At 70.7% G+C, this 20,234-nt stretch carries 21 protein-coding genes; 12 read left to right on the forward strand and 9 right to left on the reverse strand.

What is annotated here, in order from left to right:
* Nucleotides 1–30 precede the first annotated feature (30 nt).
* A complete protein-coding gene (locus STRTUCAR8_RS43450) occupies nucleotides 31–1,158 on the reverse strand; it encodes a BadF/BadG/BcrA/BcrD ATPase family protein (protein WP_006382826.1) in 1,128 nt (375 codons plus the stop codon).
* 84 nt (nucleotides 1,159–1,242) lie between these two features.
* On the opposite strand from STRTUCAR8_RS43450, the gene STRTUCAR8_RS43455 reads away from it, so the two are divergent.
* The 3 genes from STRTUCAR8_RS43455 to STRTUCAR8_RS43465 all read left to right on the forward strand — a co-directional run bounded on the left by STRTUCAR8_RS43455 (nucleotide 1,243) and on the right by STRTUCAR8_RS43465 (nucleotide 3,722).
* A complete protein-coding gene (locus STRTUCAR8_RS43455) occupies nucleotides 1,243–2,487 on the forward strand; it encodes a glycoside hydrolase 5 family protein (RefSeq protein WP_006382837.1) in 1,245 nt (414 codons plus the stop codon).
* A 93-nt stretch (nucleotides 2,488–2,580) separates the two neighbouring features.
* Nucleotides 2,581–3,237: a SigE family RNA polymerase sigma factor gene (locus STRTUCAR8_RS43460; protein ID WP_006382820.1), complete on the forward strand. Its 657-nt coding sequence runs from the start codon at nucleotides 2,581–2,583 to the stop codon at nucleotides 3,235–3,237.
* Nucleotides 3,234–3,722: a PASTA domain-containing protein gene (locus STRTUCAR8_RS43465; protein ID WP_006382809.1), complete on the forward strand. Its 489-nt coding sequence runs from the start codon at nucleotides 3,234–3,236 to the stop codon at nucleotides 3,720–3,722. Before STRTUCAR8_RS43460 ends, STRTUCAR8_RS43465 begins: the two co-directional genes overlap by 4 nt.
* Before the next feature lie 104 nt (nucleotides 3,723–3,826).
* On the opposite strand, the gene nagZ is transcribed toward STRTUCAR8_RS43465, so the two are convergent.
* Nucleotides 3,827–5,365, reverse strand: a complete 1,539-nt coding sequence (nagZ, locus tag STRTUCAR8_RS43470) for a beta-N-acetylhexosaminidase (protein WP_006382788.1) — start codon at nucleotides 5,363–5,365, stop codon at nucleotides 3,827–3,829.
* Nucleotides 5,366–5,553: 188 nt separating this feature from the next.
* Between nagZ and STRTUCAR8_RS43475 the strand changes: the two genes are divergently transcribed.
* The 3 genes from STRTUCAR8_RS43475 (at nucleotide 5,554) to STRTUCAR8_RS43485 (ending at nucleotide 8,124) form a co-directional block, all read left to right on the forward strand.
* Complete coding sequence (locus tag STRTUCAR8_RS43475; protein WP_006382810.1) at nucleotides 5,554–6,954, forward strand: histidine-type phosphatase; 1,401 nt, start codon at nucleotides 5,554–5,556, stop codon at nucleotides 6,952–6,954.
* Nucleotides 6,955–7,044: 90 nt separating this feature from the next.
* A complete protein-coding gene (locus STRTUCAR8_RS43480) occupies nucleotides 7,045–7,467 on the forward strand; it encodes a DUF6153 family protein (RefSeq protein WP_006382797.1) in 423 nt (140 codons plus the stop codon).
* Between the two features lie 66 nt (nucleotides 7,468–7,533).
* Entirely contained in the window at nucleotides 7,534–8,124 is a 591-nt protein-coding gene (locus STRTUCAR8_RS43485) for a DUF305 domain-containing protein (protein WP_006382789.1), read from the forward strand.
* 57 nt (nucleotides 8,125–8,181) lie between these two features.
* Here the strand turns inward: STRTUCAR8_RS43485 and STRTUCAR8_RS43490 are convergent, their stop codons facing one another.
* The 4 genes from STRTUCAR8_RS43490 to STRTUCAR8_RS43505 all read right to left on the reverse strand — a co-directional run bounded on the left by STRTUCAR8_RS43490 (nucleotide 8,182) and on the right by STRTUCAR8_RS43505 (nucleotide 12,179).
* Nucleotides 8,182–9,606: a HAMP domain-containing sensor histidine kinase gene (locus tag STRTUCAR8_RS43490; RefSeq protein ID WP_006382839.1), complete on the reverse strand. Its 1,425-nt coding sequence runs from the start codon at nucleotides 9,604–9,606 to the stop codon at nucleotides 8,182–8,184.
* The gene (locus STRTUCAR8_RS43495; protein ID WP_006382849.1) at nucleotides 9,607–10,341 is read right to left on the reverse strand and encodes a response regulator transcription factor; all 735 of its coding nucleotides are present in this window, start codon (nucleotides 10,339–10,341) and stop codon (nucleotides 9,607–9,609) included.
* A gap of 78 nt (nucleotides 10,342–10,419) precedes the next feature.
* Nucleotides 10,420–11,061, reverse strand: coding sequence for an FMN reductase (locus tag STRTUCAR8_RS43500; RefSeq protein ID WP_006382834.1), 642 nt, complete (start codon nucleotides 11,059–11,061; stop codon nucleotides 10,420–10,422).
* The gene (locus tag STRTUCAR8_RS43505; protein WP_006382841.1) at nucleotides 11,058–12,179 is read right to left on the reverse strand and encodes an LLM class flavin-dependent oxidoreductase; all 1,122 of its coding nucleotides are present in this window, start codon (nucleotides 12,177–12,179) and stop codon (nucleotides 11,058–11,060) included. Before STRTUCAR8_RS43505 ends, STRTUCAR8_RS43500 begins: the two co-directional genes overlap by 4 nt.
* A gap of 147 nt (nucleotides 12,180–12,326) precedes the next feature.
* Here STRTUCAR8_RS43505 and STRTUCAR8_RS43510 point away from each other — a divergent pair, with 147 nt between their 5' ends.
* Nucleotides 12,327–13,082 carry an SDR family oxidoreductase gene (locus tag STRTUCAR8_RS43510; RefSeq protein ID WP_006382832.1) on the forward strand — a complete coding sequence of 252 codons (756 nt, stop codon included), beginning with the start codon at nucleotides 12,327–12,329 and terminating at the stop codon, nucleotides 13,080–13,082.
* Nucleotides 13,083–13,100: 18 nt separating this feature from the next.
* Here the strand turns inward: STRTUCAR8_RS43510 and STRTUCAR8_RS43515 are convergent, their stop codons facing one another.
* Nucleotides 13,101–13,583: a hypothetical protein gene (locus STRTUCAR8_RS43515; protein ID WP_006382817.1), complete on the reverse strand. Its 483-nt coding sequence runs from the start codon at nucleotides 13,581–13,583 to the stop codon at nucleotides 13,101–13,103.
* Nucleotides 13,584–13,716: 133 nt separating this feature from the next.
* A complete protein-coding gene (locus tag STRTUCAR8_RS43520; RefSeq protein ID WP_006382813.1) occupies nucleotides 13,717–14,151 on the reverse strand; it encodes an ester cyclase in 435 nt (144 codons plus the stop codon).
* 174 nt (nucleotides 14,152–14,325) lie between these two features.
* Here STRTUCAR8_RS43520 and STRTUCAR8_RS43525 point away from each other — a divergent pair, with 174 nt between their 5' ends.
* Together STRTUCAR8_RS43525 and STRTUCAR8_RS53615 are read left to right on the forward strand one after the other, a co-directional pair.
* Nucleotides 14,326–15,102 carry an SDR family NAD(P)-dependent oxidoreductase gene (locus tag STRTUCAR8_RS43525; protein ID WP_006382844.1) on the forward strand — a complete coding sequence of 259 codons (777 nt, stop codon included), beginning with the start codon at nucleotides 14,326–14,328 and terminating at the stop codon, nucleotides 15,100–15,102.
* Nucleotides 15,102–15,278, forward strand: coding sequence for a hypothetical protein (locus STRTUCAR8_RS53615; RefSeq protein WP_179200642.1), 177 nt, complete (start codon nucleotides 15,102–15,104; stop codon nucleotides 15,276–15,278). The genes STRTUCAR8_RS43525 and STRTUCAR8_RS53615 overlap by 1 nt, the downstream gene beginning before the upstream one ends.
* A 40-nt stretch (nucleotides 15,279–15,318) precedes the next feature.
* Here STRTUCAR8_RS53615 and STRTUCAR8_RS43530 read toward each other — a convergent pair whose 3' ends face one another.
* Entirely contained in the window at nucleotides 15,319–16,512 is a 1,194-nt protein-coding gene (locus STRTUCAR8_RS43530) for an RtcB family protein (RefSeq protein ID WP_006382785.1), read from the reverse strand.
* 230 nt (nucleotides 16,513–16,742) lie between these two features.
* Here STRTUCAR8_RS43530 and STRTUCAR8_RS53620 point away from each other — a divergent pair, with 230 nt between their 5' ends.
* The 3 genes from STRTUCAR8_RS53620 to STRTUCAR8_RS43545 all read left to right on the forward strand — a co-directional run bounded on the left by STRTUCAR8_RS53620 (nucleotide 16,743) and on the right by STRTUCAR8_RS43545 (nucleotide 20,216).
* Nucleotides 16,743–17,588 carry a hypothetical protein gene (locus tag STRTUCAR8_RS53620; protein ID WP_006382807.1) on the forward strand — a complete coding sequence of 282 codons (846 nt, stop codon included), beginning with the start codon at nucleotides 16,743–16,745 and terminating at the stop codon, nucleotides 17,586–17,588.
* A gap of 137 nt (nucleotides 17,589–17,725) precedes the next feature.
* Complete coding sequence (locus STRTUCAR8_RS43540) at nucleotides 17,726–18,676, forward strand: DUF3558 family protein (RefSeq protein WP_006382854.1); 951 nt, start codon at nucleotides 17,726–17,728, stop codon at nucleotides 18,674–18,676.
* A gap of 106 nt (nucleotides 18,677–18,782) precedes the next feature.
* Nucleotides 18,783–20,216 (forward strand): DUF2637 domain-containing protein, encoded by a 1,434-nt coding sequence (locus STRTUCAR8_RS43545; RefSeq protein WP_044473907.1) that lies wholly within the window; start codon nucleotides 18,783–18,785, stop codon nucleotides 20,214–20,216.
* The last annotated feature ends 18 nt before the right edge of the window (nucleotides 20,217–20,234 follow it).

The raw sequence follows: 20,234 nt of genomic DNA on the forward strand, positions 1-20,234 counted from the left end.
GGTCGCGGTAGAGGCGAGAGGGGGAGGCGGTCACTGGTTCTTCTCCGGGTGGGTGTCGGGCCCGCCGTCGCGGGCGAGCCGGGCCAGGGCCACCGCACCCCGGCTGCCGTCCGGGACCCAGTGGGCCACCAGCCCCAGGGGACTGAGACGCCGGTCCAGGGGGACGGTCAGGGGGCCTTCGGGGCCGAGCAGACCGCCCGTCGAGACCAACGACTCGCCCGGCCTCGGTTCCAAAGCCCGTACACAGTCGACGAGATGACCGGCCGCCTCCTCGATGATCGCCTGTGCCAGGGCGTCCCCATGCCGGGCCGCCTCGGCGACCAGCGGGGCCAACCGGGCCAGCCGGACCGGCGGTTCGGCCATGACGGCGGGCAGGACGTGCCGCCGATAGGCCTCCCGGGCGGAACGGGACCAGGGCGAACCGACGCCGCTCTCACCCTCGTACGCCGATGCCTCCCCTACGGAGGAAAGAACGGCGTCCGGCACCCCCAACTCCCGTCCCACCAGCGCCGCCAGAGCCGTGTCGCCGCCCCGTCGGTCCGCCATGCGCAGGGCGGCCCGGACCGCTTCCCGGCCGATCCAGAAGCCGCCGCCGTCGTCGCCGAGGAGCCAGCCGTCGCCGCCGACGGTCTTCTCGCAGTGGCGGTCGGCGATGCGCATCGCGACGGCGCCCGTGCCGGCGACGAGAGCCAGCCCGTCCGCAGGCGGACCGGCGGGGCCCGGGGCGGCGGCGAAGGCGGCCTCGATGTCGCTGCGGATCCGGATCTCGTGCGCGGGGATGCCGAGGCGTCGCAGGGCTTCCGTCAGCGCCGTGAGGGCGTTGACGCGGCCGGGTTCGTCGGCGCTGCCGGCGGCACCCGCGAAGCCGCCCGCGACGGCGACGACCCGGGGGCGGTCCGCTTCCGGCACCGCACCGGCGAGTGCCTCGACGAGGTGCTCGGTGAGCTGCGGGACGGGGACCGTGAGGGCGTTGCCCGGCCCGGCGACGCCCTCGCCGAGCGGGCGCCCGTCGGAGGCGGACGCCAGCACGGCGCGCGTACGGGTGCCACCGGCGTCGAGCCCGACGACGAGGTCGCCGGCCGCTGGAACACCGCGCTCACCCCGGCCGGAATCCTGATCCGAATCCCGACCCAGATCCTGGTTCAATTCATTGCTCATCGCGCACTATGGTGGTTCATACATTCGCCGAGGACAAGACCCGACTCGCGGCCCGGCGCAGTCACGTACGTCCGAGGAGGACCCGTGAGCACACTCCCCGCCCCCCGTTCCGGCCCCCGCTTCGGCGTCAACTACACCCCGCGCCGGGGCTGGTTCCACTCCTGGTACGACTTCGACCCGGCCCTCGCCCGCGAGGACCTCGACCAGATAGCCGGGCTGGGCCTGGACCACGTACGGATCTTCCCTCTCTGGCCGCTGCTCCAGCCGAACCGCACGCTGATCCGCGCGTCCGCCGTCGAGCAGGTGGCCCAGCTCGTGGACGTGGCCGCCGACGCGGGCCTCGACGTCATGGTGGACGGTGTGCAGGGCCACCTCTCCAGCTTCGACTTCTACCCGGAGTGGACCCGCAGCTGGCACCACCGCAACGTCTTCACGGACCCGGAGGCGATCGAGGCGCAGGCGGAGCTGCTGCGGACACTGGGCCGCGCGCTCGCCGGCCGGCCGAACCTCCTCGGCCTCCAGCTCGGCAACGAGCTCAACAACCTGGTCGAACACAACCCGGTGACGGTGGCCGACATCGACCACTACCTGGACACCCTGCTGACCGCCGCGCGCACCGGTCTGGGATCGCCGAGGGGCCTGGTCACGCACTCCGCGTACGACGCCGCCTGGTACAGCGACGACCACCCCTTCACGCCGGAGGCCTCGGCCCGTAAGGGTGACCTGACGACCGTCCACCCCTGGGTGTTCTCGGCCGACTGCGCCCGCCGCTACGGCCCCCGCTCCCCGCAGGTCCAGCACCTCGCGGAGTACGGCGTCGAGCTGGCCACCGCCTACTCGAAGGACCCCGCCCGGCCCGTCTGGGTCCAGGAGACCGGCGCCCCCGAACCGCACGTCCCGGCGGCCGACGCCCCCGACTTCGCCCGCGCGACCGTACGCAACGCCGTCGACTGCGCCAACCTGTACGGGGTCACCTGGTGGTGCTCCCACGACGTCGACCGATCCCTGGCCGACTTCCCCGAACTGGAGTACACCCTCGGCCTGTTCGACTCCACGGGCCGCCCGAAGCCCATCGCCGAGGCCCTCGCGGAGACAGTCGCCGAACTCCGTACAGCCGGGCCCCGCCCGGCCGAGCCCCGTACGACCGCCCTGGTCCTGGACTGCACACCAGGGAACCGTTCGATCTCCGGCCCTGGAGGCGCGTACTTCGAGGCGTGGATGCGGCTGCGGGCGGAGGGCGTGCGCCCGGCGGTGGTGCTGGCGGAACGGGCCGATGACGAGGAGTACTTGGCGGCGCGGGGGATCAAGGAGGCCGTCCGGGACCTCTGATGAGGCTGGGGCTATGACCCAGCTCACATCCCGCCCGTGCAGCAGACGCGCGGCCAGTCACGTCGAGGAGGGGTGACAGGAAGGGAGGAGCGTGTGGATCTGGCAACCGAGTGGAAGCCCGGCGCCCGCCTCGGCGGGACCAGTACGGCCGGGGCCGACTCCGCGTTCGGGGAGTCCGGGGAGATGGACTTCCCGGGGTTCGTCGCCACCCGGTCGGCGTCCTTGTTCCGTGGCGCCCTTGTCCTCACCGGGAACCGGGAGGCGGCGGAGGACCTGGTCCAGGAGACCCTGGAGCGGGTCTGCCGCAAGTGGCGCACCGTCGCCGCCAAGGACGCTCCGGACGCCTATGTGCGGCGGATCATGGTGAACCTGGCCAACGACCGGTGGCGTCGCTTTCGCCGCGCGGTCCCGCTGGTGTCACCCGTTCCGCACCAGGACACCGGCGACAGGGCGGCCCTCGGGGACGAGTACGGGCGCGTCGACAGCAGGGACCAGTTGGTACGGGCCCTGCAGTCGCTGCCGATGCGCATGCGCACGGTCGTGGTGCTGCGGTACTTCCACGACCTCTCCGACGCCGAGATAGCGGCCGACCTGAGGATCTCGCCGAGCACCGTACGATCCCAGCTCGCCCGGGGAATCGACAAGCTCAGAAGCCAGTTTCCCGCACTCTCCGACCCTTCACCGTCACCTTCATCGCCGTCGTCACAGCAGCAGCCCGGATCTACGGGATCCACGGGAGGAACCCGATGACCCACTGCACCGACGGCACACCCTTCGAAGAGGAACTGGTGAACGCCATGAACGACTTCGCGAACTCCGCCGCCGCACCCGACTTCGACAGCGCCGGCATCGTGCGCAGCACCCGCCGCAGGCGGAACACGGCCATCGCCGGTATCGCCGCCGCCCTCATCGTGGCCGGTGGCGGCACCGCCATCGCCACCGGCGGTTCGGACGCCCCCAGGGCCGCGTCCGTCGCCACCAGCCCGACCACGTCGACCTACATCCCGGCCGCCACGGTCCTGATGGAGGGCAGCAAGTACAAGTACGAGTTCGGGGGCCTCAGCCTGGACTTCGCCACTCAGCAGCTGGCGAAGTCGGAGCTCAAGCTCGGCACGGTCAAGACGACGGACTGCGGAAAGAACGGCAAGCCGGGCACGGTCATCTCGGTCGACCCGCACGAGCCGAAGATCGTGGCCAAGGGCGCCACCATCAACCTGACGCTCTGCGCCGGCTGACCGACCTGACCCAACTGGCCGAACCGGCCACCTGAGACGCCCGACCGTCTCTGTTCCCGTTCCTTTTGGTACCGGCGCCGGTACCAAAAGGAACGGGGGCAGCGTCAGACGCCGCTTCCGACCAGCACCTCGGCCAGCGCCCGCAGATTGGCCCGCCCCCGCCCGTACGAACACAGCGCGGCGGCGCGATCCGGCAACCCCGTCTCCACCACCACCGCGTCCCCGCGCCCGGCAACGAGCGCCTCCCGCAGCTCCCGCTGCCACGGATACAACCCGGCATCCGACGTGGCGACCACCAGCGGCACCCCGGCCGCCCACCGCAGAATCCCCTCGACCAGAGCACGCGGCTCCACCGGAACCTCGTTCAGCGCCAGGCCCGCAGCCGTCGGATCCAGTGCGCGCACTTCGCTCAGCAGGTCCTCGCCACCCCAGTTCAGCGCGGGATGCGGCGGCGGAAACAGGTCGACGACATACGCCCCCCGCCCCGCAGACACCACGCCACCCACCCCGGAACCGGCGAAGCCACTCCGCACGGCCCGCCGAGCCGCCTCCAGCCCGGCCCCCGCATCCCACGGCCCGACAGCGCCCGCCCCCACCGCCGCGGCATACCGCTCCGCCAGCCTCCGCACCCGCCCGGCGGCCTCCCGTACCCGCTCCTCCGCGAGCCTGCCGTCCTGCAGCGCGCCGATCACCGCGTCCCGGCAGGCCAGGGTGGTCGTCAGGTCCGGTACCGCCACGATCACCTGGTCGGCGCCGGCCGCGAGGGCGAGCCGGGCGCCGGCCGCCTCGCCGTACCGGTCGGCTATCGCCTTCATCTCCAGGGCGTCGCTGACCAGGACCCCGTCGAAGCCGAGGTCGTGGCGGAGCAGGTCGCCCAGGATGCGGCGGCTGAGGGTCGCGGGCCGCTCCGGATCCAGCGCCGGATACACCACGTGCGCGCTCATCAGCATCGGCACGCCCGCCGCCACCGCCGCCCGGAACGGCTCGACGTCGGCGCGGATCTCGTCGTACGACCGCGGGTCGACCGCCATCTCGTGGTGGCTGTCGGTCACCGTGCCGCCGTGGCCGGGGAAGTGCTTGGCGCAGGAGGCGACACCGCGGGCCTCGGTGGCCGTGATCCAGGCGCGGAGGTGGCGGGCGGCGAGGCCGGGGTCGGCGCCGAAGGAGCGGGTGCGGACGATCGGGTTGTCGGGGTGGTGCTGGAGATCGGCCACGGGGGCGTACGAGACGGTGATGCCCAGCGAGGCGAGGTGACCGGCGAGGGCGTCGGCGCAGCGGGCGGTGAGATCCGGGTCGTCGACGACACCGAGGGCGTAGGAGCCAGGCACCTCGGGGGCACCGGCCGCGACGAGGTGGCCGATACCGCCGCCCTCGTTGTCGATGGCGACGAGGAGATCGGGGCGCAGGGCGCGCAGCTCGTCGGTGAGGCGGCGGACCTGGGCCGCGTCGCGCACGTTGCGGGTGAAGAGGATGACCCCGCCGAGGCCGCGCTCGATGAGCCGCGCGAGGGTGGACGGGACGCCGTCGGTGCCGTCGAAACCGGCGACGAGACACCGGTGGACGGCTTCGTCGAGGTCGACGGGCAGGTCGAGTGGCAGGTCGAGGGGCAGATGGTGCTGGGGCTGCTGCTGCGTCGACTTCATCGACTTCATCGGTCGGCCTCTGGGTATCACTGGGGTCTCGCGGACAGTCCTCCGATGATAGAAGTCACCAAATCTCCAGCACAAGGTGAATCAATCAACCAGAATCTCACAGCACACATGCCCCATACGCCCCGCATGCGCCATTCCACGGCCATCCCGGGTTCATCCACGCCACCGACGATGCGCCCATGAACCGCGCCACCCTCGCCCTCGCCGCACCCCTGTGCGCCCTGCTGGCCACCACGCTCCCCGCCCACGCGGCGAACCGTTCCTCCGCCCCCACCACTACCTCGACTTCCACCTCTCCCTCCGCCGACAGCTACGGCACCAAGGCCTCGTACGCTCCCCAGCAGAGCCTGCGGAGCTACCAGCAGCCCCCGAAGGGCTTCGTCCCGGTGTTCACGGAGAACGTCTCCCGACACGGCTCGCGGGCCGCGACCGACAGTTCGGACGGCGATCTGATCCTCAAGCTGTGGGACCAGGCCGAGAGCGAGGGGCAACTCACCGCGCGCGGCAAGGAGTTCGGGCCGAAGGTACGGGCCCTCCTCGACGCCATGGCCAAGGTCGGCTACGGCGACCTCAGCGGGCGCGGGAAAAGCGAGATCGCGGGCGCCGCCGTACGGATGGAGAAGCGGCTGCCGGGTCTCTTCGCGGGCATCGCGCGAAACGGCGAGAAGATCGACGTCGTCAGCTCCGGACAGGGCCGCGCCGTCGACAGCGGGCAGCTCTTCGCGGACACCCTCGCGGCCACCGACCCGGCGCTGGGGCCGCTCATCGGCACGGCCCGCACCGACAAGGACCTGCTCTACTTCCACAAGGCCGCAGGAGGCGCCGCCTACCGCGACTACATCGCGAACGACCAGCGCCTCGCCACCACCCTCACGTCGATCACCGACCAGCCGGCCACCCACCGCGCCGCCTCGGACGTACTCCGGAAGATCTTCAAGCGGCCGTTCGCGCAGCGGATCGTCGACGGCGAGTTCTCCTCCGTCGGCAGCGCGGTGGACGCGGCCGAGGCGGTCTACAACCTGTACGGCATCGCCCCGGCCATGAGCGACGAGAGCCCCGGGGGCAAGGGCTGGCACATGAACCGGTACATCTCGCAGGCCGACGCCGCCTGGTTCGGATACCTGAGCGACGCCGAGGACTTCTACGAGAAGGGCCCCGGCTTCGCCGGCGGCGACATCACCTACAAGATGGCGAACGTCCTGCTCGACGACTTCTTCAAGAAGGCCGAGACCGCCGAGAGCAGCACCTCGGGCACCGGCACCCTCGGTGCCGAACTGCGCTTCACGCACGCCGAGGAGATCATCCCGCTGGCCGCGCTGATGGGCCTGCCGGGCAGTACACAGGGGGCGACCGCCACACGGCCGTACACGTACGGCGGCAACCCGTGGCGGGGCGCGGCCGTGGCGCCGATGGCCTCGAACATCCAGTGGGACGTGTTCCGCAAGGGCGACACCACGCTCGTACGCATGCTCTACAACGAGAAGGAGACCGCCTTCAGGGCCGGCTGCCGACCGGTGTCCAAGGGCAGCAAGTTCTACGACCTGGATGAGCTGGAGCGCTGCTTCGGCCGTACTTCCTGACGCAGGGAGTAAGCCGGCAAGGAGCAAGAAGGGGTACGGCTATAGGGGTACCCCGTATCCGTATACGCCGCCCCGGCTAGGATGACCCGCATGACAGCCCGCGCACAGCGACAGCGGCGCACGCACCCCCCGTCGTGGTGGGCGCGGGCGCTCGTCGTGCTCGGGCTGCTGGCGGGCGTGCTCGCGATGCACGGCCTGGGGCCGGGTGGCATGTCCGGCGGAACGGCGGACGCCTCCCACCATGGCCGCCACGCCCAGCCGATGAGTGCACGGTCAGGGCCGTCCGACGAATCCGTCTGTCACGGCATGGGCTCGCACGGCGGCCACTCCCAGCACGCCGACGCGACCTGCGCGTCCGGCGCCGTCCCGGCGGGGCACACGTTCCCCGCCCTCGCGCCCGACCCGACCGGCGCCACGGCCCTGGCCGACCGCGCCGACCACTCCCCGGCGAGGTCCCCCGAGGGCGCCCGCGCACCACCGTCCCTCGCCGAACTCCAACTGCTGCGGATCTAGAGGTCGCCGCACGCCGCCGGCGTGCCCGTCCACCTCAATCCCCTTTCGCACAGCAGGAGTTCCAGCATGCGCACAACCCGTACGATCCTCGTCGCCCTGACCGCCACAGCCACGCTCTCCCTCCTCACCGCGTGCGGTGGCAGCGACAGCGAGAGCACCGGCAGCACAGGCGCCAGGACCGAGACCGACGCCTACAACGCCCAGGACGTCACCTTCGCGCAGGGCATGATCCCCCACCACAAGGGCGCCCTGGAGATGGCGGAGGAAGCGGCCGACAAGGCCTCGTCGGCCGAGGTCAAGTCTCTCGCCGCCCGTATCGAGAAGGCGCAGACCCCGGAGATCGAGACCATGACGGGGTGGCTGAAGACCTGGGGCAAGGACGTCCCCACGTCGACGGAGTCGATGCCCGGCATGGAGGCGATGGAGTCCATGGAGGCGATGCCGGAAATGAACCACGGCTCCGCCGCCGACGACTTCGACAAGGCGTTCCTCACGATGATGATCGAGCACCACAAGGGCGCCGTGACGATGGCCACCACCGAGAAGGCCAAGGGCGAGTACGGCCCCGCCACCTCCATGGCCGACGACGTCATCCGCACCCAGAACGCCGAGATCACCGAGATGAACGGGCTCCTCGGCAGCAGCGGCAGGAACTGACACCACGGGCACCACTGACGAGCCGGCCGGCAGCCACCACGCGCCGAGCCGGTCGGCTCACCCCTGCCCGCCCACCGTGAACCCGATGACCGCCCCGCCCCCGTCCCGCCGGTTCGCGAAGGGCGCCCCTCCGTGCGCGATCGCCACCTCACGGACGATGGACAGGCCCAGCCCCGAACCGGGCAGGCTACGGGCGTCGGCGGCACGGTAGAACCGGTCGAACAGGCGCACAAGATCGCCCTCGGCGATTCCGGGCCCCCGGTCGAGCACCTCGACCCGGATCACCCCCTGCCGCCCGCCCAGCCGCGCCCGCTCCGGTCCGGTGACCGCGATCTCGATCGGCGTCGTACCGCCCCGGTCGAACTTGGCCGCGTTCTCGACGAGGTTGGACATCGCACGCTGCAGCGCGGCGGGACGGGCGTCGGCAGCCGTCTCGCCACTCACCCGTACGACGACCTCCCGCCCGGTACGCCGCCGGGCCACCACCGCGACCTCGTCCGCGATGTCCGCGAGGTCGATCCGCTGCTTGGGCTCGGTGTCCGACTGCCCGGCCGCCAGATCCACCAACTCGTTTACCAGGTCGGTGAGTTCACGCGCCTCAAGGGCGAGGTCGTCGACCAGGTCCTCCCGGGTCGCGGGCGGCAGTTCGTCGATGCGGCGCAACAGCGAGATGTTCGTACGGAGAGAGGTGAGCGGCGTCCGCAGCTCGTGCCCCGCGTCCTGGACCAGCCGGCGCTGGTCCTCCTCCGACTGGGCGAGCCGGCCCAGCATGCGGTCGAACGAGCGGCCGAGGCGCCCCACCTCGTCGGACCCGGTCACCGGCACCTGGATGCCGAGCCGGCGGGTCCGGGCGACGTCCTCGGCGGCGGACGCGAGGATACGCAGCCGGTGCGTGATCCGCCGGGCCAGCCACCACCCGAACAACCCGGCCGCGACGACGACCGCGACCACCATCAGGATCGTCCGCTGCTGAAGCTCCCGCAGCAGGTCCTCCGTGTCGCTGAACTCCTGCGCGACCTGCACCGCGCCCCGCCCGTCGCCCTGCTCGCCGCCCAGGGAGACGGTCGCGATGCGGTAGACGTCATCGCCGACGTCGACGTCCTTGTGCTGCACGGCGAGCCCGGCGACCGGGGACACGGCGATGCGCCGGTCCGCCGCGGTGACGGGCAGCGCCGGACTGCCACCGTCGACCACCTCGCCCGCCGGGCCGAGCACCTGCACATCCGTACGGCTGGGCCGCACGATGTCGTGCCCCGGCTCGGACGACGAGAAGTCCTGCGGCGTCATCCTGTTGTGCCGCACCTCGTCCTGGAGGTCCTGCACGACCTCCGCGAACGCGGACTGCTGGTCCACCCGGACCAGCCTCGCGGCGGCGTCGTACGACAGGAAACCGACCAGCACGGTCACCCCGGCGGCGACCGCGGCGAACGACACGGCGAAGGTGGTCCGCAACGAGGCCAGTCCCGCCCTCCGCACGGTCACTCAGTCCTCCCGGAGGACGTAACCCACGCCACGCACCGTGTGGATCAGCTGCGACGCGCCCGGCTCGTCCAGCTTGCGGCGCAGGTAACCGACGTACACGGCGAGGTTCTTGGAGCCCGGGCCGAAGTCGTAGCCCCAGATACGGTCGTAGATCGTGGAGTGGTCGAGGACGATCCCGGCGTTGCGCACGAGCAGTTCCAGCAGCTCGAACTCCGTCCGGGTCAGCTCCAGTTCGCGCGTCCCGCGCCACACCCGCCGCGCCTGGAGGTCCATCCGCAGTCCGGCGGCGTTGAGCTGCCGCTCGGGAAGGGCTGGCTCCTTCGCCACGTGCGAGGCGTGTCCGCCGACGGGAGCGGCGCTCCTGGCGGGGCGTTCGCCGGTGCCGGTGCGCCGCAGCAGCGCGCGGAGCCGGGCGAAGACCTCCTCGACGTCGAACGGCTTGACGACGTAGTCGTCCGCGCCCGCGTCCAGGCCGGCGATCCGGTCGGCGGTCTCCACGAGCGCGGTGAGCATCAGGATCGGCGTACGGTTCCCCTCGGCCCGCAGCACCCGGCACACCTGGAGGCCGTCGATGCCGGGCATCATCACGTCGAGGAGGAGAATGTCCGGCGGTGTGCGATGCGCCTGGGCGAGCGCCTCGACCCCGTCGGCGACCGCGGTGACCCGGTAGCCCTCCAGAGTCAGGGCCCGCTCCAGGGCGTGGCGGATGGCACGGTCGTCCTCGGCGAGCAGCACGGTGTGGGGCACCCGCCCAGTGTGCCAAGGGGAGCTCTTACTCGCCTCTCACTCTCACGCCCGGCACCCCTCCCGCTCTCACGGCCGCAGCGCGTTCAGCTGCTGCTCGAACGGGACGACCTCGAACCCGTCCGACACGAAGGCGTCCGAGCCGAACCCGTCCGCCACGGCCCTCGGTGCCGGCAGCCGCGCCGAGACCCCCGCCAGCCCCGACATCAGCGCCGCCAGTTCCCCGGCGGCCCGCTCGATCCGCTCCGGCAGCCCCTCCGCACCCCAGTCCTCCGAAGCCGCGTACACCGCCGTCGGCACGACCACGGCCCGCAGATACGCGAACAACGGCCGCATCGCGTGCTCCAGCACCAGCGAGTGCCGGGCCGAGCCCCCGGTCGCGGCGACCAGCACCGGCTTCCCCGCCAGCGCGTCCTTCTCCAGCACGTCGAAGAACGACTTGAACAGCCCGCTGTACGACGCCGAGAACACCGGAGTCACGACGACCAGCCCGTCAGCCCGCGTCACCGCGTCGAGCGCGTCCGCCAGCTTCCGCCCCGGGAACCCGTTGGTGAAGTGGTGCGCGATCGCCACGGCCAGCTCGCGCAGCTCCACGACCTGGACGTCGACGTCCGCGTCCGCCTTCCGGTCCACCGCGCCGGCCAGCCGGTCGGCCAGCAGCCGGGTGGACGACGGAACACTCAGCCCCGCCGAGACGACGACGAGCTTCATACGACGGTCCCCTCCTTCTCCTGCTCCGTGTCCTTCTCCTGCGCCTTCCGAGCCGCGGCCAGCAGGGAGGCGTGCGTCGGCGCGTCCGGCACATCCGCCGCCCGTCCCTTGGCGAACTCCGCCCGCAGCACCGGCACGACCTCCTCGCCGAGCATGTCGAGCTGCTCGAGGACCGTCTTCAGCGGCAGCCCCGCGTGGTCGACCAGGAACAGCTGGCGCTGGTAGTCACCGGCGTACTCCCGGAAGGCGAGCGTCTTCTCGATGACCTCCTGCGGCGACCCGACGGTCAGCGGCGTCTGATCAGCGAAGTCCTCCAGCGAGGGCCCGTGCCCGTACACCGGCGCCTCGTCGAAGTACGGCCGGAACTCCCGTACCGCGTCCTGCGAGTTCTTCCGCATGAACACATGGCCGCCCAGCCCCACGACGGCCTGCTCGGCGGCCCCGTGCCCGTAGTGGGCGTACCGGGCCCGGTACAGGTCGATCATCCGCTTGGTGTGGTCGGCCGGCCAGAAGATGTTGTTGTGGAAGAAGCCGTCGCCGTAGTAGGCCGCCTGTTCGGCGATCTCGGGCGAGCGGATGGACCCGTGCCAGACGAACGGCGGTACGTCGTCCAGCGGCCGGGGTGTCGACGTGAACCCCTGCAGCGGTGTCCGGAACCTGCCCTCCCAGTTCACGACGTCCTCGCGCCACAGCCGGCGCAGCAGGGCGTAGTTCTCGACGGCGAGGTTGATGCCCTCCCGGATGTCCTGCCCGAACCACGGGTAGACCGGGCCGGTGTTGCCACGCCCCATCATCAGGTCCACGCGCCCGTCGGCCAGGTGCTGGAGCATCGCGAAGTCCTCCGCGATCTTCACAGGGTCGTTGGTGGTGATGAGGGTGGTGGAGGTGGAGAGGACCAGCTTCTCCGTCCGCGCGGCTATGTAGCCGAGCATCGTGGTCGGGGACGAGGGCACGAACGGCGGGTTGTGGTGCTCACCCGTGGCGAACACGTCAAGACCGACCTCCTCGGCCTTGAGCGCGATGGCGACCATGGCCTTGATGCGCTCGCGTTCGGTCGGCGTACGTCCTGTCGTCGGATCCGGTGTGACATCGCCGACGCTGAAGATCCCGAACTGCATGGTCGCTCACCCTCCAGGTTGTTTACCGTTCAACTATAGCGTCCGAGTGCGACAACCGCGCCCCTTCCCGGGGTATTCCACCGGCATTCCCTCGCATGTTAGAAACAGCAGAGGGAGCTTTTCGTCTCACGAGAATGAGGTTCTTCGATGAGTGCGATGCGAACCGTGGTGGTCGGCGCGTCCAGCGGACTGGGCCGCTGCGTCGGAATCGACCTCGGCAGCCGGGGCGAACGCGTCGCCCTGCTCGCCCGCAGACACGACCGTCTGGCCGAAGCGGCGAAGGAAGCGGGCCCCGACGCCCTCGCCATCACCTGCGACGTCACCGACGAGGACTCGTGCCGGGCGGCGATCGAGCAGGCCGCAGACGGACTCGGCGGCATCGACGCCCTCGTCCACACCACCGGCATCGGCCCCCTCACCCCCGTCGAGAAGACCGACGCCGACATCTGGCGCCGGGTCATGGACACCAACGTGATCGGCGCCGCCCTCGTCACCAACGCCGCGCTCCCCCACCTCACCGCGTCCGCGGGCACCGCCGTCTACCTCTCCACGGTCGGCGCCTCCCTCACCCCCGCCTGGCCCGGATTCGCGGCCTACCACGTCAGCAAGGCGGCCCTGGAGAAGCTCGTGGAGGCCTACCGCGTCGAACATCCCTCCGTCGGCTTCACCCGGTTCGTGGTCAGGGACTGCGGGGGCGGCGACGGCGACTCCCGCACCGAGTTCAACAACGGCTGGGACATGACGTACGCCGCCGAGGTCGTCCCGCTCTGGCGGGAACGCGGCTACCTGACCGGCGACCTCCTCGACGTGTCCGAGTTCCTCCGCACCCTGGACGCCGTACTGCGCTGCGGCGGCACCATCCCGGAGGTGACGGTGGCGCCGCGCGCCGGCCGGAAGCGGTAGCCGCCCCCGTGGCGGACGTCAGAAGTAGTACGCGTCCCCCGTGTCCAGCACCAGCACGCGCTGCTGGTCGTTGCCACGGTTGCGGTCCACGACACCGCCGTTCCAGACCGTGCCGATGTCCAGGGTCACCTCGGAGGGCGCACCCTGAAGGCGCATCCTCAGCCCGATCCGCTCGCCCACACCGTCGGCGGCCAGCGCCCCCGTACGGCACACGACCACCCGCGCCCCGAGCCGCGCACACCCGTCCGGCAACTGCTGCCGCGCGGCCAGCGGCGCCGACCAGGTCAGCCGCACGGTCGCGTCGGCGACGGCGGACGGACCGTGGTTCTGCGGGGTCACCCGCAGGTCGATCCGCCCCCGGTCCAGCGAGACGACCCCGTGATACGCCAGATCCGCCTCGGGCCCACCACTGTCGGCCCCGGCGACACCCCCACCCCAGACCACACCGACCACACCGCTCGCCGCCACACCCGCGACCAGCCCACGCACCCAGACCCTCACGCCACCCACTCCTCGCCCTGCAGGGAACCCACCGAAGACCGCCGAAACGAAGACCGTCGAAACGATGTATCCCACCTGCGGCGCACGGCAGGCGCCCTCCAACAGGTGACGCATGCGGGCCGGCCTGGACGGATCAGGCGAGCTCGTCAGGCAGCAGTCCGAGCTGCCCCAGGAACTCCATCTGGTCGAAGTACAGCCGGTAGTCGACGATGTGTCCGTCCCGGACCGTCGCGAAGTCCACCCCGCGGATACGGATCTCCTTGTTCGTCGCGGGCAGATGCTCCCCGGAGGACAACGGGATCGACCCGGTGTTCCGCCCGCTGAAGAAACCCTCGTCGATCGCGGTGTCACCGATCTCGTACGAGTGCACGGACTCGTACGTGCCGTCGGGCACCGCGTCCGTCATCTGACGCCAGTAGTCGACGATGTTGTCCCGCCCGTGGATCTCCCCGCCGTCAGGGGTGACGGCGACCGCGTCCGGCGCGTAGAGCTCGGCGATCGCCTTCAGGTCGGGCGTCGAGGTGATCGCCTCCGTGAGCCGGTCCATGACCTCACGTGCCTGTCCCATGATCCACCTCCAGTGCCGAGGATCACCCACCTCATTTTCCCACCGAACGCGGACACGAGCAGAGCGGAGACGCCCGCCTGCCTATCCTGGGCACATCCTGGGCGACAGCTCAGCCTGTCAGCCCGTACGACCACCCAGCCCGCCCCAGCACGCCCCAGTCCGAGGAGCAGTCCCATGGCCGCCGCCGCCCCGTCCGCCGCCTCCCGCATCGCCGTGATCACCGGCGCGAGCAGCGGAATCGGCGCCGCGACGGCCCGCGGGCTCGCCGCGGCCGGCTACCGCGTCGTCCTGACGGCCCGCCGCAAGGACCGTATCGAGGCGCTGGCCGAGGAGATCAACGCGACGGGCGGCCAGGCCGCGGCCTACCCCCTGGACGTCACCGACCGCACGGCGGTGGACGAGTTCGCGAGCGCCTTCAAAACCATCGGCGTCCTCGTCAACAACGCGGGCGGCGCACTCGGCGCCGACCCGATCGCCACCGGCGACCCGGCCGACTGGCGCCAGATGTACGAGACGAACGTCATCGGCACCCTCAACCTCACCCAGGCCCTCCTCCCCGCCCTCACCGCGAGCGGCGACGGCACGATCGTGATCGTCTCCTCCACCGCCGGCCACGGCACGTACGAGGGCGGCGGAGGCTACGTCGCCGCCAAGCACGGCACCCACGTCCTCGCGGAGACACTGCGTCTGGAGATCGTCGGCACCCCGGTCCGGGTCATCGAGATCGCCCCGGGCATGGTGAAGACGGACGAGTTCGCCCTGACCCGCTTCTCCGGCGACACGGACAAGGCGGCCAAGGTCTACGAGGGCGTCGCCGAGCCCCTCACCGCCGACGACGTGGCCGACACGATCACGTGGACGGTCACCCGCCCGAGCCACGTCAACGTCGACCTCCTGGTCCTGCGCCCCCGCGCCCAGGCATCGAACACGAAGGTGCACCGGGAGGCGTGATGCCGGACGAGGCAAACGAGACGGACGCCGCAAACGCCAGAGACCAGGAGCAACGGCTCCTGGCCCTGGAGAAGAAACGCGAACGGTACGTCTGGTACTACCTCGCGTACTTCCTCTTCGGCATCCACCTCGTGGCCTTCGTGATGATCTACGCGGTGAAGCACGCCCCGAAGTAGGCGACATGCGTCAGGCGTCACACGTGAGGCGTCAGGCACGTCAGCCCTTCACGCAGACAACCTGCTTCAGCTTCGCCACGACCTCCACCAGGTCCCGCTGCTGGTCGATGACCTGCTCGATCGGCTTGTAGGCACCCGGAATCTCGTCCACGACGCCGGAGTCCTTACGGCACTCCACTCCCTGCGTCTGCTCCTCCAGATCCCGTACGGTGAAGTGCTTCTTCGCGGCATTGCGGCTCATACGCCGACCGGCCCCGTGCGAGGCCGAGTTGAAGGCCTTCTCGTTGCCGAGACCCTTCACGATGTACGAACCCGTGCCCATGGAGCCCGGGATGATGCCGTACTCGCCGGAGCCCGCCCGGATCGCCCCCTTACGGGTGACGAGGAGGTCCATGCCCTCGTACCGTTCCTCGGAGACGTAGTTGTGGTGGGCGCTGATCTCCGGTTCGAAGGTCGGCTTCGCCTTCCGGAACTCCTTGCCGATCACGCCTTTCAGCAGCGCCATCATGATCGAGCGGTTGTACTTCGCGTACTCCTGCGCCCAGAAGAGGTCGTTGCGGTAGGCCGCCATCTGCGGGGTGTCCGCGATGAAGACGGCGAGGTCACGGTCGATCAGCCCCTGGTTGTGGGGCAGCTTCTGGGCCACGCCGATGTGGAAGTCGGCCAGTTCCTTACCGATGTTGCGAGAACCGGAGTGCAGCATCAGCCAGACAGAACCGGTCGTATCCGTGCACACCTCGACGAAATGATTCCCGCTTCCGAGCGTTCCGATCTGCTTCGTGGCACGTTCCTGACGGAATTTGACCGCCTCCGCAACTCCGTCGAACCGCCCCCAGAAGTCGTCCCACCCCCCGGTCGCGAACCCGTGCAGCCGCCCCGGGTCGACGGGGCTGTCGTGCATCCCCCGCCCCACCGGAATCGCCTCCTCGACCTTCGACCGCAGCCGGGACAGGTCGCCCGGCAGGTCGTTGGCCGTGAGGGACGTCTTCACGGCGGACATTCCGCAGCCGATGTCGACCCCGACCGCCGCCGGGCACACCGCACCCTGCATCGCGATGACCGAGCCGACCGTCGCCCCCTTGCCGAAGTGGACGTCCGGCATGACTGCCAGACCCTTGATCCACGGCAGCGTCGACACGTTCCGCAGCTGCTGCATCGCGACGTCCTCGACAGACGCCGGGTCGGCCCACATACGGATGGGAACCTTCGCCCCCGGCACTTCCACGTACGACATATCGTCCTCATTCCCCCGGAAAACCAACAGAAGTCCCAAATCGCAAAACCGGCGCCAAGGTCAACGAAAGGGATGCCGGACCGGCGAACACGGTGGTGCGTGCGATAGACATTGTCTGCCGGTGAGGCCCCTGCGCGGCAAGCGATTAAGCAGCGGGGACACTGGTGTGAGCACCGCCCACAAAGATCGTCCGCGTCGTCGTCATCGTCATCGTCGAGAGGAACCTGACCGTGCAGCGGAAGGCCTACGTACCCGGCGTCGCCGCCCTCCTCGCGGCGCTGCTGGTTGGCTGCACCGGCGGCTCGGGCGGGGGTGACACCGCCGAGGACGCCAAACCCGGCGACACCGGCACCACGACCCCCGCGGCCCAGCCCGGCCGGTACCTCACGCTCCCCGAGCCCTGCGCCGCGGTCGGCCAGGACGCCCTCGACTCGCTGCTGCCCGGCATCAAGGAGATCGCGGACAAGGACCAGCGCGAGCAGGCGTACGCGGGCGAGTCGACGCTCACGTACAACACGGACCGGAAGGTCGGCTGCCGCTGGAAGGTGGAGTCCACGGACGCCACCGACCATCTCCTCGTCGACTTCGAACGGGTCGTGTCCTACGACAACTCCGTGAGCGACGACAGCCAGGCGACGGACCTCTTCGCGACCAAGGTGGTCGCCGCCGACCTCCCCGAGCCCGTCGTCTCCACCACCGCCACACCCACCGCGCCCACCACGTCCGCCTCCCCTTCCTCCACGACGCCCACCACCCCCACCGACGCGGCCTCGGCCTCCGCCTCCACGTCGGCCCCCGCCTCCCCGGACGCCGACACGGACGCCGAGTCGGCCGCCGCCCTCCAGCCGCGCATCCTCGACGGCCTCGGCGACGAGGCGTTCCTCGACGACGCACTGAGCGGCGCCGGTTCAACGGCCCAGCAGCGGACGGTGACTGTGGCGTTCCGCACGTCCAACGTGATCGTGACCATCGAGTACGTCGAGCAGCCGACGACGTCCGGCACGGTCCCGGACAGCAAGGAAATGCAGGACAGGGCACAGAAACTGGCCTCCCGGCTCGCCGGCGCGTTCAACTGAGAGACGGCCCGGGTCCCCTCCTACCGCCCGTCCGGAAAGGGCGTGAAGCAGGACCGCGCGCCCCCCTCACCGCGTACCGTGGCCCCTTCGGACCCGATCCGACCGCAGGAACCGAGAGCCGCAGGAACCACCGCGCGATGAGTGAAGGAACCATGCACCGACCCGCACAGCGAGACCAGCGCAGCCGGACCGCCGTAGTGACGACGAAGCGACGGCAGCACGCCCTCGCAGCCCTCGCCGCCGTCCCCGTCCTCCTCCTGGCGGCCGTCGGCTGCTCCTCCGACTCGGGATCCGACTCCGGGTCGGGATCGGGTTCCGCCGACAACGCGGCGAAGACGACGGAGCCCGGCGCGGGCGAGACGGTGAGCGCGTCGCCGACCGTGCAGGCTGCGGCGTACCAGAAGCTTCCCGAGCCGTGCTCGGTGCTGACGACGAAGACGCTGAAGGAACTGGTCCCGAAGGGTGTGAAGTCGGGCAAGGAAGGGTCGTCCAACGACACGACCACGCGCGGCAGTTGCTCCTGGACGAGCCTCGTCAACAACGGCGTGAAGGGCTCCCAGTTCCGCTGGCTGAACGTGTCGCTGCTGCGCTTCGAGTCGTCCGCGTCGCGCGGTTCCGGCAACGAGCTGGCGCAGAAGTACTACGAGAGCCAGGTGCAGGACGCCCAGTCGGCGGCGGGTGCGAAGAACGTCGGTTCGGCCCCGGTGGCCGGAGCGGGGGACGACGCGACGTCGGTGCGCTACGACCTGAAGAAGAAGGAAGGCGCCTTCCGCCAGCAGACGGTGGTGGTCCGGGTCGAGAACGTCGTCGTGACCCTCGACTACAACGGTGCCGGGCTCGCGGGCGAGAAGACGCCGACCGCGGACAGTCTGGCGAAGGCCGCGGTGAAGGCGGCCAAGGAGGCCGTCGCGAAGGTGTCGTCGGAGAACGGCGAGGGTGTCGCGACCGCGCCGGATCCCGCCAACTCGCCCAGCGCGTCGGCGAGTTCGTCAGCGAAGCCGAGTGCGTCCCCGTCAGGTTCTGCGACCAAGTCGGCTACGAAGGCACCCGCCGCGGCCGCCTCCCCCTCAGCGTCGAAGAAGAACTGACCTTGGCTCGGCAACACGCGCGCCGCACACATGTGCCACCCTGTTGCGCGCAACAACACGCACAGGGAGGGGAGTACGGGTGGCCGCGCCACTGCAGCTGACACGAATGCACCGAATTCTCATCGGCGTGGTCGTCGCCGGTGCGGTCGTCATCGCCGGGATCGGCTTCGCGGGGTCGTACGCCGCCGTCCGTGAACTGGCCCTCAAGAAGGGCTTCGGGAACTTCAGCTACGTCTTCCCGATCGGCATCGACGCGGGTATCTGCGTCCTGCTCGCCCTGGACCTCCTGCTCACCTGGATCCGGATCCCGTTCCCGCTGCTGCGCCAGACGGCATGGCTGCTGACGATGGCGACGATCGCGTTCAACGGCGCGGCGGCCTGGCCGGACCCGCTGGGCGTGGGCATGCACGCCGTCATCCCGGTGCTGTTCGTGGTGTCGGTGGAGGCGGCCCGGCACGCCATCGGCCGGATGGCCGACATCACCGCCGACAAGCACATGGAGGGCGTCCGCCTCACCCGCTGGCTCCTCTCCCCCCTCCCGACCTTCCTCCTCTGGCGCCGGATGAAGCTGTGGGAACTGCGCTCCTACGACCAGGTCATCAAGCTGGAGCAGGAACGTCTCGTCTACCAGGCCCGTCTGCACGCCCGCTTCGGCCGGGCCTGGCGGCGCAAGGCCCCGGTGGAGTCCCTGATGCCGCTGCGTCTCGCCCGCTACGGCGTCCCCCTCATGGAGACGGCCCCCTCGGGCCTGGCGGCGGCGGGCATCGAACCGGCTGTGCTGCCACCGGCCCCGCAGCCCGCCCCGCAGCCCGCCCTGGAGGCGGTCGACGCGAGCGCGGGCGGTCGCACCGGGGAGGCGGCACCCGCCGTACGGAACAGCACGGACACGGCACCCGCCCAGGAGCAGCAGCGCCCCGCTCCCGAGGGGAGCGCCCCCGCCGGGCAGCCGGGCGGCGCCGAGCCCCAGAACCCGTGGCTCCAGGCGCGGGATCCCCGGGCGATCGCGTACCAGGGGGGCTACGACCCGACGTACGACCCCGAGACCGCGGACGCCCAGTGGTACGAGGAGCAGCAGCAGGCCGAGCGGTACGAGCAGTACGAGGGCCAGCGGCAGTTCGAGGCCCAGCAGCAGTACGAGGCCCAGCGGCAGTTCGAGGCTCAGCGGCAGCTTGAGGAGCAGCAGCGCTTCGACGAGCAGCGGTTCGAACAGCGGATGCTCCGGCAGCGGTTCGAGGAGCAGCCGGCCGAGGCCCCGGAGCCCTCTCCGGAGGACACCGGTACGTTCCCGATCCCGGCCGGTCCCGGCCGTACCCGGGACATGGGTGCGGGCGGCGGCACCCCGGAGCCGACCCCGACGGAGGAGGACTACTACATGGTCTTCAAGAAGTCGATAGACGGCAGCTACCCGACCTCGGGCCAGTTCCGGGGCGACGTGGAAGCCACGTACGGCACCAAGCTCCCGCAGCGCGAGGCCGACCGCATGGTCAACCGCTTCACCAACCGCCACACGGCGGAACTCCAGGACGACCACATCGCCTGACGTTCTCTCTGTACGACG

Origin of the sequence: Streptomyces turgidiscabies Car8 (assembly GCF_000331005.1) — a bacterium.
In the GTDB taxonomy this organism is placed as follows: domain Bacteria; phylum Actinomycetota; class Actinomycetes; order Streptomycetales; family Streptomycetaceae; genus Streptomyces; species Streptomyces turgidiscabies.

Excerpts from the sequence above, each read along its gene's own strand:
- STRTUCAR8_RS43450 (WP_006382826.1), bottom strand. The coding sequence starts at position 1,158 with ATGAGCAATGAATTGAACCAGGATCTGGGTCGGGATTCGGATCAGGAT.
- STRTUCAR8_RS43465 (WP_006382809.1), top strand. The coding sequence starts at position 3,234 with ATGACCCACTGCACCGACGGCACACCCTTCGAAGAGGAACTGGTGAAC.
- nagZ (WP_006382788.1), bottom strand. The coding sequence starts at position 5,365 with ATGAAGTCGACGCAGCAGCAGCCCCAGCACCATCTGCCCCTCGACCTG.
- STRTUCAR8_RS43475 (WP_006382810.1), top strand. The coding sequence starts at position 5,554 with ATGAACCGCGCCACCCTCGCCCTCGCCGCACCCCTGTGCGCCCTGCTG.
- STRTUCAR8_RS43480 (WP_006382797.1), top strand. The coding sequence starts at position 7,045 with ATGACAGCCCGCGCACAGCGACAGCGGCGCACGCACCCCCCGTCGTGG.
- STRTUCAR8_RS43485 (WP_006382789.1), top strand. The coding sequence starts at position 7,534 with ATGCGCACAACCCGTACGATCCTCGTCGCCCTGACCGCCACAGCCACG.
- STRTUCAR8_RS43500 (WP_006382834.1), bottom strand. The coding sequence starts at position 11,061 with ATGAAGCTCGTCGTCGTCTCGGCGGGGCTGAGTGTTCCGTCGTCCACC.
- STRTUCAR8_RS43505 (WP_006382841.1), bottom strand. The coding sequence starts at position 12,179 with ATGCAGTTCGGGATCTTCAGCGTCGGCGATGTCACACCGGATCCGACG.
- STRTUCAR8_RS43510 (WP_006382832.1), top strand. The coding sequence starts at position 12,327 with ATGAGTGCGATGCGAACCGTGGTGGTCGGCGCGTCCAGCGGACTGGGC.
- STRTUCAR8_RS43520 (WP_006382813.1), bottom strand. The coding sequence starts at position 14,151 with ATGGGACAGGCACGTGAGGTCATGGACCGGCTCACGGAGGCGATCACC.
- STRTUCAR8_RS43525 (WP_006382844.1), top strand. The coding sequence starts at position 14,326 with ATGGCCGCCGCCGCCCCGTCCGCCGCCTCCCGCATCGCCGTGATCACC.
- STRTUCAR8_RS53615 (WP_179200642.1), top strand. The coding sequence starts at position 15,102 with ATGCCGGACGAGGCAAACGAGACGGACGCCGCAAACGCCAGAGACCAG.
- STRTUCAR8_RS43530 (WP_006382785.1), bottom strand. The coding sequence starts at position 16,512 with ATGTCGTACGTGGAAGTGCCGGGGGCGAAGGTTCCCATCCGTATGTGG.
- STRTUCAR8_RS43540 (WP_006382854.1), top strand. The coding sequence starts at position 17,726 with ATGAGTGAAGGAACCATGCACCGACCCGCACAGCGAGACCAGCGCAGC.
- STRTUCAR8_RS43545 (WP_044473907.1), top strand. The coding sequence starts at position 18,783 with ATGCACCGAATTCTCATCGGCGTGGTCGTCGCCGGTGCGGTCGTCATC.